Source organism: Spirulina subsalsa CS-330, from assembly GCF_028330765.1.
In the GTDB taxonomy this organism is placed as follows: Bacteria; Cyanobacteriota; Cyanobacteriia; order Cyanobacteriales; family Spirulinaceae; genus Spirulina; species Spirulina subsalsa_A.
In genome coordinates, this window is sequence record NZ_JAQMTY010000184.1 from 1 (window position 1) to 13,223 (window position 13,223).

Here is a 13,223-nt window from a genome sequence, read left to right on the forward strand (position 1 = left end):
ACTTGGGTGCGTTGGCTTCTCGATTTTAACACAAAACTGAATTCAGTCGTCTCCCGTTGGTCGGTTTATTTGTTGGCAAAAATTCATCTCACCGCTAACCTAACGGTGTAGCGGGAGTCCTCTTTTTGCATTTAAGATAGAGGCTGATCAGGCGAATATCCCCAAAGCTGATCGCGTAGTATTTTCGGCCGCCGGGACTGGTTTGGGGGAGGGTAAACAGTGCTTCGTAGGTGTCGCTGTTGTAGCTGTGGGCTTTGAGCCAAGCGTCTTGGAGTTGGGGGTCAAGGGCGGTTTCGGTGGCGGGAGGGGGAAAGAATTCGGCGGCTTGGGGGCGGGGGAAAGGGTCGTTATATTGGTCGTTGAGCGATCGCACCATGGAAAACCGCCCCATCACTTCATGATTGCCCAGGGCGGGGAACAGGGGCGCGTTTTGAATAATCGGGCTGCCGGTGTAGGTGACGGTGCTGCCGTTCGTTTGCTCAATTACACTGTGGGCGCGGCCTTGGAGGCAGGGAAAAAAGGCGTTGCCGTTGATGCTGTCGAACCATTCCGAGGCGCGATCGGGAATGTTGACTAGATCGCCCGCCAGAAAAACGGCATCCACGGGCCCAACGGTGGCGGTGACCTGTTGAAGATTCGCCGCTGTCATGGATTTGAGTTGATGGTCAGAGGTGAGGAGAATTTTGAGGGCTGTGCCGGGCTTGGGAGCGGCGGCGAGGGTGTAGCGATCGCTTTTGATCTCCAGACCATCTTCGCGCTGACTGTGAACAAAGTAGGGAACGGCTTGGCCGGGGGTTAGCCCAGTGATCAGCGCCTCATGTCGCCACACAGGGCGGAAGGTGGGGCGCGGTGGGGGGTTGATCAGGGGAGAGTCGGCATCTTCTCGGAGGCGGCTGAGGCGTTGGGTGGTGGCCGTTTGGTGGTGTTGGAAGCGATCGCCATACCACACCTGATGATCAGACCCTAGAAACTCGGTTAACCAGACCACCCGGACTGAATCCGGGGTAGGCAGTTGTAAAAAAGGATCAGTCAGCAATTGGGACGAATTCACAGCCACAGAAAGGGGTAACGACAGACGAACAACAGCGAGAAAGAGCACTACCACCCAGAGGAGGAGCAGCCCAATCAGCAAAAAGACATTGTTAGACGGGCGCGATCGCACAACTACCACCATCCAAATCCTCAATCACTCTCAGACGCTCATTCCCTCAACGATTCGCCGCACTCCGCACCTTCGTTAATACCCAATCAAACATATCCAACACCGGATCAAGGGCATCTTCATCCGGCAACGTCGAAAGTTGAAAATTCGGTAACCGCCGCTCTAACGGATTCGTCGGTAAAGCCAGCCCGATCGCACTCAAACGATTGCGCAGTTCATGCCATTCCGCCTCTTGATTAAACGGAGGTGTAGCCGCGTATAATTCCGACGCGATTTGCAGCGTGCCATTAATCCCCACCGCAAACAGTTCCCCTAAGGGCGAGGCAAAGGTCAGCCGGGCCGCAAAGCCACCATAGGCATCCCCCGTCCCCCATTGAATATACAGATCATCCGCATGGGAGCCAATCCAATCGTAGAGTTCCCGCACCAACGCCATTTCATCCTCCCCATATCGAGCCGCATACTCGCCCAAAAATGAGGCTTTATCCCATTGACGACGCTCGCGGGTGGTGCTTGCTTTTTTCTGTTGAGCTTCGGCGGTTTGGCCGATGATTTTGGATACCAGGGTTTTTAAACCGTTCTCCGGGCTAATGTATTGTTTAATTTCCACCGCCAACACTTCAGCCGGGTCCATCTGCTTGTTGAGAAACTCCACCACCCGCTGCATCGCCGGAGGAATGTGATCCGCCACAAACACCAGCCGGATTTTACCCGCCTGGAGGTTAGTTTTCACCTGCTGCCAAAACTTTTCTTCATCAGCATTTTCCCCCAGAAAATCTTCAAAAACCTGCTCCGGATCGCGGTTTTGGCGGCGACAATTCCCTTCAAACTGATCCAAGATTGACTCAACGGGCCAATAGGCCACCGCATTGGCGGCATAGTCCAACATTTGCCCGATGATTTCGCGGCGGGGGCGGCGCTCGCCTTCGTGCTGGACTTCTACCAAGGTCGGAATGGCCTGATAGTCCAGAAACAGATGATTGAGTGACCACCGTTCGACCCCCATGTCATCGGTGGGAATCGTGCCGGTGCGCTTAATCAATAACCATTGCGAGCTGAAGTGATGATTCGCCTGATCCACCCCCAATAGATTGGGATATTGCTCCAGGAGTTCTTGCAGCAAGGCTTCTGAATCGTAGGGTTTTTCTTCCATGGCAACCAATTGGTTGTCTCCTTGAATGAGATAGATCCCGCCGCTCATGGTGTTTGTCCGTAAATAGCTAAAAAATGTCGGTCTGAAAACGTATTATCCAAGGAATTTGATGGTATTCCTGGGGATGAAATGGGGCTGAAATCGGGAGTATCCGACTGTAATGGCCACATTAGGGCTATTCTATGCGGTTCCATGTGCCAGTAAACACTTTTTCGGCGGGCCCGGTCATGGAGAGGTGGTGATTTTCGGGATGCCATTGGATGCGAAGGTTGCCGCCGGGGAGTTCGACGGTGGCGGTGCGATCGCATTTCTGGTTCAGCACCCCTGCCACCACGGCCGCACAGGCTCCCGTCCCACAGGCCAGGGTGATCCCCGCGCCTCGTTCCCAGACGCGCATTTTGATGTAATCCGGCGCGACCACTTCGATAAATTCGGTGTTGGTGCGTTGGGGAAAGACGGGGTGATGTTCAAACTGGGGGCCGATCTCCCTGAGGGGGATGGCGGCCACATCATCCACGAAGGTGATGCAGTGGGGGTTGCCCATGCTGACGCAGGTGACGATCCAATCTTGCCCGGCGACGGTGAGGGGTTGGGCGATCGCTTTTCCCGCCGTCTCGCCTAATTGGGTGGGAATGTCCGCCGCAAGGAGACGCGGTTCGCCCATATCTACGGTCACTTGGCCATCGGGTTGCAACTCTGGGCAAATTAACCCCGCCAAGGTGTGAATGCGGTAGGTTTTCGTTGCTTGGGGTGCGAGTCCTTCCAGGTCAGCGATAAACCGGGCCAGGCAACGAATCCCGTTACCACACATTTCTGGCTCGGAACCGTCGGAGTTTAAGATCCGCATTGTGTAGTCGGTGTTGTCTTGACCGGGTAGGACAAAAATGACACCATCGGCCCCGATGCCAAAATGACGATCGCACAATGCGATCGCCGCCGCCGGTGTCATCGTCAACGTCGGACTGTGGCGATGGTCGATTAAGATGAAATCATTGCCAAGACCATGATATTTTGTAAACTCAATTGCCATAGGAATCCTTCTAACTGTTTCCGGGCTAGCCCTTAGATTATTGTAATTATGGCTGAATTTGAAACTGGGTTTCCCAGCGTTCGTCAACTTCAACAATGGACGGCTGACAAGCAGACGATTGAAGTCAAGGTTGTGACGGGAGATACGATCACCGGATCAATTCTCTGGCAGGATGTGCATTGCCTCTGCCTGACGGAATCTAGTGGTCAGCAGATCGTGATTTGGCGGCAGGCGATCGCCTATCATCGGGCGTTAGCCACATCATAACCGGAGCCATTAACACCACAGTCGCCCCTCTACCGTGGGCTGATTGTATGATTCTACAATGCAGCATTGAGTCCATTAAATTACCGGATTGATCGCGTCCCACCATGCTGAATTCCCGTCTTTCTGTTCCTGCCCTCACCGCCAGCCTTTGGACGAGTTTGCTCACCTGGGTGGCCCCAGCCCTTGCCCTTGAGGTACAAGTTAACCCCACCCAACCCAAACTGGGCGAAACGGTCTCGATTGTTGTGGCAGTGGATAACCCCGACCAGCCGCCTCAAATCACCATCGGGGGCCAAGCCTTACCCGCCTTTCCCCTGGGGGGCGATCGCTACCGCGCCTTTTTCCCCACCTCCCCCCTCGATCGCCCCGGACAGCGCACCCTCCAAATCCAAGGCGACGGTGAAACCCGCACCGTTCCCCTCCAACTCCAAAACCGTTCCTTTCCCACCCAACGCCTGTGGCTACGCGGTGGCGGCAATGGCGCAACCCAATACGAACTCGATCGCGTCGCTGCCTTTAAAGCGATCGTCTCCCCCGAAAAACATTGGAACGCCCGCACTCCCTTCACCCGCCCCACGAGCGGCCGCGTCTCCACCATCTTCGGCGTGCGGCGTTACTACAACGGCGAATTCGCCCAAGACTACTACCATCGTGGCGTAGACTACGCCGCCAGCACCGGCACGCCCGTCGTCGCTCCCGCCCCTGGCTACATCCGCCTCGTCGATCGCGAAGCCAATGGTTTCCGGATTCACGGCAACACCGTCGGCATTGATCATGGTCAAGGAGTGCTCAGTATTATGATTCACCTCCACAGCATCAGCGTGCGCGAAGGGGACTTTGTCCAAGCCGGCCAAACCATTGGCACGGTCGGAAGCACCGGAGCCTCAACGGGCCCTCATCTCCATTGGGGACTCTACGTCAATGGAATCGCTGTTGATCCCGTTCCGTGGCGATATGACGGGTTAGAGTAGAGAGACTAAGTTAAACGATTCCGTGACTGTCTTCACGACCCCCCCAACCCGAATGTTGTCCCTCTTTGGTGACAGGTTTGGGAAACCCCAAAAAGCCCCCCCATCCGCCGGTAATACGCAGCATAGATTAACGTTATGAGTATAGAACGAATTGTAGAACAAGCCCTATCCGATGGCTATCTGACCCCGACCATGGAGGCAGAAGTAGGCCGCATTTGTGATACGGCTTCGGAGTTGTCCATTGAAGAATACATGGCGCTTGATCGTCTAATGGGCGCGTTATTAACCGGGGAAGTCGTCGCTGTACCCCGCAAACAGTTCATCAACGTAATGGAAGAATTAGTCTTAAGTGAATCCATTAGTCGGGTCGCAGAACTCGATGCGAGTATTGATCCGCCCCTGGATGTGGGGGATATTGCTGCCTACGCTCTGAATCGTTTGCCGCCGCTCTATGCCACCACGGAAGAAGGGGCGACCTATCAGCGGCGGAAAGCCAAAGAAGAGCTTTACGGTTTGATTCGGGAACAGATTAACGAGGCGATTTCCCAGAATCTTCAAGTTCCTGATCCGAATCCCGATCGCCAAGCCTTCAAAAATGGTGATGTCTTGCAGCAGGTCACGAGTTTGCTGCAATCCCACGCCCGTCAATACGAATCGACTTCGCCGAACTAAACGGCTGGTCTCATTAATTTCCCGTAATCCATACTCTGGGGTGATTCAGTCGTTTGGCGGAACTTTGGGCAGGGTTGAGGGGAACATTCCTGAATCCGGTGGGTCTATGAGGAGGGAAGGGTAAGATGTTACTTCTCCCCAAGATCCATGAGTCAATCCATTTCTGCAACATGGTCAGCCCCTGAGGCTTATTCATCCTCAGCATCGGTGTCGCTTAACAAACTTCCTAACTATGATCTGATTACGCTGTGTCAGCGTGGATCGAAGCCGGATCGGGCAGCCTTTTCGGAGTTGCTGCGCCGCTACCAACCCCATGTGGAACGGATTTTGTATCATTTGGCTCCGGACTGGCAAGACCGGGCGGATTTGGTTCAAGAGGTGTGGATTCGGGTTTACCGTAATATTGGTCGCCTGAAGGAGCCGAGCAAGTTTAAGGGCTGGCTGGGGCGGATTGCGACTAACCTGTTCTATGATGAGTTGCGCAAGCGGAAGCGGAATGCACCGCCGTTGTCTCTCGATGCTCCCCGTCGTTTTGATGATGGAGAGATGAATTGGGAAATTGCCTGTGATGCCCCCCAACCGGATGACCAGTTGGCGACGCGGGAGTTTTACGAGAAGCTCCAGTTGGCGATCGCAGACCTGCCCGATGCCTTTCGGACAACTATCGTGCTCCGGGAAATTCAAGGCTTACCCTACGAAGAGATCGCAGCAATGACGGGGGTTTCCCTCGGCACTGTGAAATCTCGCATTGCGCGGGCGCGGTTGAAGTTACAAGATGAATTAACACCGTATCTCACGGATGATTAACTATTTTGGGTGCTCTTCTCGCGATCGCCTGTTAATCGGGATAAAATGTACACCAAGCTATCAGGGATTTGTCAAGCCATTAATGGGGTGAACTGTCATGACAACCAACAACGATCGACCTGCTGCCAACTACCGCTATTCTTTACCCTCTGATTCCTCTGATTTCGAGTCCCCCATGGATATTCACCAACGCGATCGTTTTGAACTGCTCAGCGCTTACCTCGACGGTGAGGTCTCCCCTGCTGAACGTCAGGAGGTTCAAACCTGGCTTGCCGATGACCCGGCTGCCCAACACCTGCACCGTCGTCTCCAAAAACTGCGCTACGGATTGCAAACCCTTCCCATTCCTGCCCCTCAACAATCCACCGAGGATCTCTTGGCTGGTGTGTTCGAGGCGGAAGATCATCGTCGGGTTTGGTCGCGCTGGGCTTGGGGGGGCGGTGCGATCGCAGCGGCGGCGGTGGGTGCTTTGTCGCTCTTCTTTTCCGGTTCACCCTTGTCACCCCGCTTAGCCCATAACGACCCCGGCAATCTGGACGCATCCTCCTCAAGCCTCATGATTGCCGTTAATCAACCGGTGGTGGAAATTCCCACGTTTCCTTCTCCAAGTAGTGACCTGAGTATTTCCATTGATCGCCCGGTGGTGGACATTCCCATGCCTTAGCGATCGCGGTCTGATTCCCGTCATAGCACCCCAAAACAGGGCGAGATGGTTTCAATCTCGCCCTGTTTTTTGATGTTGTTCAAAGCTCCACGGGCCAGATCGCCAGTTGACTCGCACCACTACCGGTCACCACAAATTGATCATCGGGGCTAATGGCAAAATCATTGATGTGGTGGGGGTAGCCGGTGAGGGTGGCGATCGCATCCCCCGTCTTCAAATTCCAGAGGCGAATCGTCTGATCGGCGCTGGCGCTAACAATCCAGCGGCCATCTTGGCTAATTTTGATCCGATTCACAAAACTGAGATGGCCTGTGAGGGTGTGGTGCAATGTCCCATCGGTCATGTCCCAAACCTTCACCTGGTGGTCAGCACTGGCGCTCACCAACCACCGCCCATCGGGGCTGATCGCCAGATCATTCACAAAGCCCTGATGACCGTTGAGCACCTTCAGCACCCGCCCCGTTTTCACATCCCAAATGCGAATGGTTTTATCGGCGCTGCCACTGGCCACCCACTGGCCATCGGGACTCACCACCAAGCAATTAATAAACCCCGTGTGACCCGCTAAGGTATGGCGCACCTTGCCCGTGATTAAATCCCAAACCTTGACGGTATGGTCAGCACTGCCGCTCATCAGTGTCCGCCCATCGCTGCTGAGGGCGAGGGCATTAATAAACCCTTGATGTCCCGTTAAGGTTTGGGGGGGTGCGTCGCGTTGCCAATCCCAGATCCGGATCGTGCGATCTGCGCCGGTGCTGACGAGGGTTTGGCCGTCGTCACTGAGGAGGAGGGTATCGACAAAGTTAGTATGGCCCGTCAGGGTGCGGATCAATTGCCCGGTGTTAATCTGCCACACTTTAATCGTTTTATCGGCGCTGCCGCTGATCAAAAATTGCCCGTCAGGACTGAGGGCGATCGCATTCACAAAACTGTCATGGCCGGTCAAGGTGCGCAGGATCGCCCCCGTTGCCAAGTCCCACACCTTAATCGTTTTATCGGCGCTGCCCGTGATCACCGTTTGACTATCGGGGCTAATCGTCACACTGTTGATAAAACTTTGATGGCCCGTAAAACCACTGGGGAGGGTTTGGGTAATCGTCGGCAATTGGACAAATTGATAGACCTGCCAACTGCCGTAGCCTCCCAACAGGAGCGCGATCGCAATCCCTAACCCCAAGGGCCAAGACCGGCGATCCGGGGACTCCTGGGGCACGGTGGGGCTTTCGGGGGACACTTGCAGCGCCGTTTCCGGGAGTCGGGTCAGGTCGGCGGGGGTGGTGGCAGCAACTAAGGAGTTGTCGGGCTGGGAGAGCGATCGCTTCAACGCCACAATCTGCCGCAGCATGGTTTGAGTATCCGGGGGACGATCCGCCGCCCGATGGGCCATTAATTGATCAATAAACGCCATGAACGCCGGGGATAAATCCGGGGCATGGTGTCGCCAGCGAAATTCATTGGCGAGCGGGTCGTAAATATCACGATCTTCTAAGGTCTTCCCCGTCAGTAAATAGACAAACGTACGCCCCAAGGCGAAAAAGTCCGATTGGGGGACAGCGTGGCCCTGCTGCTGTTCCGGGGGGGTGTAGCCCGCCGAACTGACCCGCGTAATATTGCCAGATTGACCCGCTTTCGCAAGGTAGGTGTAGGTCATTTCCCGCGCTGTCCCGAAGTCAATCAACACCAACTGACCCGTTGAGCGCATCATGATATTTTGCAATTTAATATCACGATGAAAATAATTTTTTTGATGGACTAAATGCAGGATGGTGGTGAGTTGTTCCAGCCAATCGAGAGCTTGGGATTCACTGATCAGCAAATTACCCTGTTGATGCATCCACTGGCTGAGATTTGGCCCGTCAATTTTTTCCATCACAAAGCAATGGAGCGGATAAGCACTGTCGCGGGGGGAATATTCAAAATAGCCGTGGTCATCAATGCGGGGAATGCCGGGGTGGTGGAGTTGGCTGAGGACGAGGGCTTCTTGTTTAAAGAGGCTGACAATTTTCTCGCTGGTGTTGTGTTCCGCTTTGAGGACTTTGAGGATCTTGACCGTTGTACCGTCCCACACCTCAAAAATCTTCGCAAAACCGCTGTGATCGCTCAGTAAACCCCGCACACGGTAGCGATCGCACAGGATCAGATCTGAACCACAATGACGGCAGGTGACGTTCTCAAGATTGCGAGGATCGTCAGGAGAGGGACAATATGGATTGAGGCAATAGCCCATGGGTTAGCGACACACAGAGAGGATCACCAAATAATCATGATCGCGTAAAAATGCCAGTCCAGTCCATTTTAGGGGACAAGGTTTTTCGATGGGGAAACGATAACGTGAGGTTAACTGAATGCGGCTTTTTCCCTCATCTTTGGCCTCACTGTCTCAATACCCTGACAGAGTTTAGCCATCCGACCACATATCTGCATGGAGGGTGACATCGCGTTCAAATTCAAGGTCTTCAAACTCATCAAAGGCGGGGGGTTGGGGATCGGGGCGAGACGGGGGCGCGATCGCTGGCATCACCTCAATATCAATCGTGATTTTCACCCGCGCATTTTTCCAGCCTGGCGTATCGGTTTGCAGCAGTTCACAGGCGATCCCCTGGGTGAACCATTGCGCAAAATCTTCTTTATTCCCCGTCGGACTCACGGCCCTCGCCTCGATCGCCACCCCCGCACCCTTGAGCAACGCCATTAAGCCATACCCAATATCATGTCCAAAACAGTCTTGCACCGCTTTACGAAACTTGCCCACCTTAAATGTATTGTCCCCAAAGGCGATGACATCATCGTCATGGCAGGAAATACCGGATTGCTGACTCTCCATAAGCCCCTTGTTTAATAATTCTGTTTTGATCCTACAACCGGCTGCCTCAGACGCAAGGATTTGAGTCCTGGGGATGGGCTGCGGGAACTGAGGAGCATCCCCCACGCTCTTAACTTCAGGAGACGCTGGGCAATCAATGAGGAAGATGGTCAGAATAGAAATAGCATCAATGGTGTTTAGTGGAGACCACAACATGATGATTCGGACAATCTTAGGGGGCATCGTTGGAGGATGTGTGATCGGGGGGGTGGTGTTGCCGACCCTTGCGCCCCGCATCCCGATCGCACAGTCGATCACGGCAGCATGGGCAGAGGACAATAGCGGCAGTGAATTTCCCGGCCAACGAGTGGGGGGCGGCACGAGGGGCGGCTGTGCGCGGGGGGCGCGGCCCTTGATTGCCTTGAATCCGGTGACGAATTTGGGAGTGACGGCGGCCACAGAGCCGATGTTGTATTTTGTGATGCCGAGTTTGGGGGCAGAGCATCCGGTGGAGTTGCTGATGTTGGATGACGAGGGGCAGATTTTGTATGAAACGCGGCGATCGGTTCCGGCGGCGGAAACCTTGGTGGGGATTGAGATTCCGGCGGCGGTTTTGGCTTTGGAGCAGCCCTATCATTGGTATTTTGCGGTGCTGTGTGATGAAACTGATCCCTCTCAAGATCTGGTGGTGGAGGGCTGGCTTAAACGGGTGGCGGGGTCGCAAGATTTGGCCGAAATCCAGGAGGAGGATATTCCAACCCAATTGAACCAGGCGGCGATCGCACAAGCGGGGGCACATTGGAGTGATGCGATCGCGATTCTCGCCGCCCTCTATCAAACCTATCCCGACCATCCCCAGGTACAAGCCCAGTGGAACCAACTGCTCACGGATCTGGAACTCGATGCCCTCAGTGCGTTGCTTTAGCGATTCCTAACACAGCACGAGAGTGTTGAATTGTTGCCCCATTCGACTGAACCTCTCGCCCTCTGTCCGAATAGTGCATCGTCCCTGCTTTTTCTCCGGTTCATCCCATGTCACCATTTTTCAAGTTCGGGGCGAAGTTGATCGACCCACTGCGACAACGCCTGAGCTGCCCGGATTTTTTGATTCATTGGGGCGGGGCGAGGCTGCCGGTGTGGCCTCGGATGGTGGGGGTGGCGAGTCGTTCGGTGTTGATGGCCAGTGTGGTGATCACGGTGGGCTATCAGGGGTTGCAGCGTTGGAGTTTGCTGGAACCGTTGGAACTGGCGATCTTTGATCGATTCGTCCAAGCCGAACCCGATGCACCCCTAGATGCGCGTCTGTTGATCGTCACGATCACCGAGGCGGATTTGCAACGCTATGGATGGCCCCTCAAGGATCAACAGTTGGCCGAAGCCCTGCGCCGTCTCCAACGCCATGACCCCACGGTGATCGGTTTAGATCTCTATCGTGACTTGTTCCACCCGCCCGGTACGGCTGCCTTGACGACGCAGTTACAGGCTCCGAACCTGATCGCGATTACGGACAATAGCAACGGGATTCCGGCTCCGGCGGTGGTTCCTTTCGATCGGGTGGGGTTTAATGATCTGGTGTTAGATCCCGATGGGGTGGTGCGTCGGAATTTGCTGTTTGTGGCGGGGAGCGATCGCGACTATTATTCCTTTGCGCTGCGGGTGAGTTTAGGGGCGATCGCTCCCCCTGCGATCCAAGTCACCCCTGAGGCGTTGCAGATTAATGATGTGCGTTTGCCGCGCCTCAGTGCCACCAGCGGCGGCTATCAACAGATTGACCATCGCGGGTATCAAATCCTCCTCGACTATGCCAGCCGTCAACCCATTGCCCCGACGATCACCCTCACCACCCTCCTCACCACGGACGTTGATCCCCACCTCATTCGCGACCGGATTGTCCTGATCGGTTCGGTGGCTCCGAGTTTAAAAGATGCCCGCTTTACGCCCTACCGGTCTGGCTCTGGGAAGGTGCAGATGTCGGGGGTGATGATTCATGGGCAGATGGTGCGGCAGGTGTTGGATCTCCTGGCGGGGCGGGTCAGTCCGTGGCGGGGGAGTTCGCCGCTGGGGGAGTGGATCGGGTTGTGGGCTTGGGTGGTGTTTGGGGGGGCGATCGCCTGGTATCTGCGCCATCCGGCGGTGTTGGCGGGGGTGGGGAGCTTGGGAACGGTGCTGATCATCGGGGTGGGTTGGGTCTGTTGGGGACAAGGGGTCTGGATTCCCGTGGCGGAACCGATCGCCGGGTTCTGGACGGCGCTGCTGGTCGCCATGGCTCACCGCCTGTTCTACACCACCAACCATGAACCCGTGACCGGACTGCTCAATGAAAGCGCATTCCTACGGCAGCTTGAGGCCCGCTTACGCCATTCGGCTCCGGTGGGGGTGTTATGGATGGCGCTGGATCATTGGATCTTGATCAGTCGTAGTCTGGATACCCGCCATAGCGATCGCCTCCTGCAACGCATTGAATCCACCCTCCGCACCCATCTGCCACGAACGGCGCAGATCGCCCGGATCAGCGAAGGCGAGTTTGCGATCGCCCTGTCCCTAGCCGATCCCGTCGCCCTCACCGCCACCGCTGAAACCCTGCAAACCCACCTTCCCCCCTCCCTAGCCGCCAGCATCGGCATCACCGTGCCCAATGCACAACAGACCCACCGCGCCGCTGATCTCCTCCGCGATGCCCACACCGCCATGTATCGCGCCCAAGCGAAAGGCAGCAACAGCTATGCCGTATTTAGTGCCGGGATGCAGGCGGAAACGGTGCAGCGGTTTAACCTTGAAGCGGATTTGCGCCGGGCGATCGCCGCTAAGGAATTCACCCTCTACTATCAGCCGATTGTGGATCTCGCCACCGACCGAATCGCCGGGTTTGAAGCCTTGGTGCGCTGGATTCATCCCCAGCGGGGTTTTATTTCACCGGGGGCATTTATTCCCCTAGCGGAGGAAACGGGGTTGATCGTGCCCTTGGGGGATTGGATCGGTCAGACCGCGATCGCCCAGATTCAACAATGGACGCGCACCTTTCCCCACGCCGGGTTAATCATGAGCATTAACCTCTCCAGTCGCCAATTTGATCAGGGGGATGTGGTGGAACGTCTCGCCCAATGGATCGCAGCGGCTGAACTGCCGGGCCATTGCCTTAAGCTGGAAATTACCGAAAGTATGGTGATGGGCAATGTGGACGTGGCGATTGATTTAATGTTGCGGTTCAAGGCCTTAGGCTGTCGGCTCAGTTTGGATGATTTCGGCACGGGCTACTCGTCCCTGAGTCAATTGCGGCGGTTTCCCCTCGATACCCTCAAGGTGGATCAATCCTTTGTGCGTCACATGGCCGACAGTGCCGAAGATGATGCGATCGTGCGGATGATTATTGACCTGGGGCATACCTTGGGCATGGATATCATTGCCGAGGGGATTGAAACCCCAGAGGATGCGGAACGGTTGCGATCGCTCCACTGCGACTTCGGCCAAGGCTACCTCTGGTCAAAACCCCTCCCCGCCGCTGCTGCTACGGATCTGCTCTCTCAACAGCCTAATCCTCCAACCGCCTCCCCTTGAGCGCTACTGCTGATCCATAACCTGCAAATACTGACCTAAGCGGCGATTGATCCCCCTAAATCCCCCTTAAAAAGGGGGACTTTGAGCGGCTCCCCCCTTAAAAAGGGGGACTTTGAGCGGCTCCCCCCTTTTTTAAGGG

The 13,223-nt window shown here is 55.4% G+C and carries 12 protein-coding genes; 7 read left to right on the forward strand and 5 right to left on the reverse strand.

Annotated elements, in window-relative coordinates; all coding sequences use genetic code 11:
* Nucleotides 1–94: 94 nt before the first annotated feature.
* The 3 genes from PN477_RS12920 to dapF form a co-directional block, all read right to left on the reverse strand.
* The gene (locus PN477_RS12920; protein ID WP_272122448.1) at nucleotides 95–1,174 is read right to left on the reverse strand and encodes a metallophosphoesterase; all 1,080 of its coding nucleotides are present in this window, start codon (nucleotides 1,172–1,174) and stop codon (nucleotides 95–97) included.
* Between the two features lie 34 nt (nucleotides 1,175–1,208).
* Nucleotides 1,209–2,363 (reverse strand): hypothetical protein, encoded by a 1,155-nt coding sequence (locus PN477_RS12925; RefSeq protein ID WP_272122450.1) that lies wholly within the window; start codon nucleotides 2,361–2,363, stop codon nucleotides 1,209–1,211.
* Nucleotides 2,364–2,490: 127 nt separating this feature from the next.
* Nucleotides 2,491–3,345: a diaminopimelate epimerase gene (gene dapF / locus PN477_RS12930; RefSeq protein ID WP_272122452.1), complete on the reverse strand. Its 855-nt coding sequence runs from the start codon at nucleotides 3,343–3,345 to the stop codon at nucleotides 2,491–2,493.
* Between the two features lie 48 nt (nucleotides 3,346–3,393).
* Between dapF and PN477_RS12935 the strand changes: the two genes are divergently transcribed.
* The 5 genes from PN477_RS12935 (at nucleotide 3,394) to PN477_RS12955 (ending at nucleotide 6,726) form a co-directional block, all read left to right on the forward strand.
* Nucleotides 3,394–3,612 carry an Hfq-related RNA-binding protein gene (locus tag PN477_RS12935; protein WP_272122455.1) on the forward strand — a complete coding sequence of 73 codons (219 nt, stop codon included), beginning with the start codon at nucleotides 3,394–3,396 and terminating at the stop codon, nucleotides 3,610–3,612.
* Nucleotides 3,613–3,716: 104 nt separating this feature from the next.
* A complete protein-coding gene (locus PN477_RS12940) occupies nucleotides 3,717–4,583 on the forward strand; it encodes a M23 family metallopeptidase (protein ID WP_272122457.1) in 867 nt (288 codons plus the stop codon).
* 135 nt (nucleotides 4,584–4,718) lie between these two features.
* Nucleotides 4,719–5,255 (forward strand): late competence development ComFB family protein, encoded by a 537-nt coding sequence (locus tag PN477_RS12945; protein ID WP_272122459.1) that lies wholly within the window; start codon nucleotides 4,719–4,721, stop codon nucleotides 5,253–5,255.
* Between the two features lie 147 nt (nucleotides 5,256–5,402).
* Complete coding sequence (locus PN477_RS12950) at nucleotides 5,403–6,062, forward strand: sigma-70 family RNA polymerase sigma factor (RefSeq protein ID WP_072621759.1); 660 nt, start codon at nucleotides 5,403–5,405, stop codon at nucleotides 6,060–6,062.
* A gap of 175 nt (nucleotides 6,063–6,237) precedes the next feature.
* Nucleotides 6,238–6,726, forward strand: coding sequence for an anti-sigma factor family protein (locus PN477_RS12955; protein WP_272147327.1), 489 nt, complete (start codon nucleotides 6,238–6,240; stop codon nucleotides 6,724–6,726).
* A 79-nt stretch (nucleotides 6,727–6,805) separates the two neighbouring features.
* On the opposite strand, the gene PN477_RS12960 is transcribed toward PN477_RS12955, so the two are convergent.
* The gene (locus tag PN477_RS12960; RefSeq protein ID WP_272122464.1) at nucleotides 6,806–8,953 is read right to left on the reverse strand and encodes a serine/threonine-protein kinase; all 2,148 of its coding nucleotides are present in this window, start codon (nucleotides 8,951–8,953) and stop codon (nucleotides 6,806–6,808) included.
* A 171-nt stretch (nucleotides 8,954–9,124) separates the two neighbouring features.
* Nucleotides 9,125–9,550: a KGK domain-containing protein gene (locus PN477_RS12965; protein WP_272122466.1), complete on the reverse strand. Its 426-nt coding sequence runs from the start codon at nucleotides 9,548–9,550 to the stop codon at nucleotides 9,125–9,127.
* A gap of 193 nt (nucleotides 9,551–9,743) precedes the next feature.
* On the opposite strand from PN477_RS12965, the gene PN477_RS12970 reads away from it, so the two are divergent.
* Entirely contained in the window at nucleotides 9,744–10,454 is a 711-nt protein-coding gene (locus PN477_RS12970) for a DUF928 domain-containing protein (RefSeq protein WP_272122468.1), read from the forward strand.
* A gap of 107 nt (nucleotides 10,455–10,561) precedes the next feature.
* A complete protein-coding gene (locus PN477_RS12975) occupies nucleotides 10,562–13,084 on the forward strand; it encodes a putative bifunctional diguanylate cyclase/phosphodiesterase (protein WP_272122470.1) in 2,523 nt (840 codons plus the stop codon).
* Nucleotides 13,085–13,223: the final 139 nt, after the last annotated feature.

Bases quoted from the DNA above. Each gene is read 5' to 3' on its own strand.
- PN477_RS12920 (WP_272122448.1), bottom strand. From the start codon at position 1,174: ATGGTGGTAGTTGTGCGATCGCGCCCGTCTAACAATGTCTTTTTGCTG.
- PN477_RS12925 (WP_272122450.1), bottom strand. From the start codon at position 2,363: ATGAGCGGCGGGATCTATCTCATTCAAGGAGACAACCAATTGGTTGCC.
- dapF (WP_272122452.1), bottom strand. From the start codon at position 3,345: ATGGCAATTGAGTTTACAAAATATCATGGTCTTGGCAATGATTTCATC.
- PN477_RS12935 (WP_272122455.1), top strand. From the start codon at position 3,394: ATGGCTGAATTTGAAACTGGGTTTCCCAGCGTTCGTCAACTTCAACAA.
- PN477_RS12940 (WP_272122457.1), top strand. From the start codon at position 3,717: ATGCTGAATTCCCGTCTTTCTGTTCCTGCCCTCACCGCCAGCCTTTGG.
- PN477_RS12945 (WP_272122459.1), top strand. From the start codon at position 4,719: ATGAGTATAGAACGAATTGTAGAACAAGCCCTATCCGATGGCTATCTG.
- PN477_RS12950 (WP_072621759.1), top strand. From the start codon at position 5,403: ATGAGTCAATCCATTTCTGCAACATGGTCAGCCCCTGAGGCTTATTCA.
- PN477_RS12955 (WP_272147327.1), top strand. From the start codon at position 6,238: ATGGATATTCACCAACGCGATCGTTTTGAACTGCTCAGCGCTTACCTC.
- PN477_RS12960 (WP_272122464.1), bottom strand. From the start codon at position 8,953: ATGGGCTATTGCCTCAATCCATATTGTCCCTCTCCTGACGATCCTCGC.
- PN477_RS12965 (WP_272122466.1), bottom strand. From the start codon at position 9,550: ATGGAGAGTCAGCAATCCGGTATTTCCTGCCATGACGATGATGTCATC.
- PN477_RS12970 (WP_272122468.1), top strand. From the start codon at position 9,744: ATGATGATTCGGACAATCTTAGGGGGCATCGTTGGAGGATGTGTGATC.
- PN477_RS12975 (WP_272122470.1), top strand. From the start codon at position 10,562: ATGTCACCATTTTTCAAGTTCGGGGCGAAGTTGATCGACCCACTGCGA.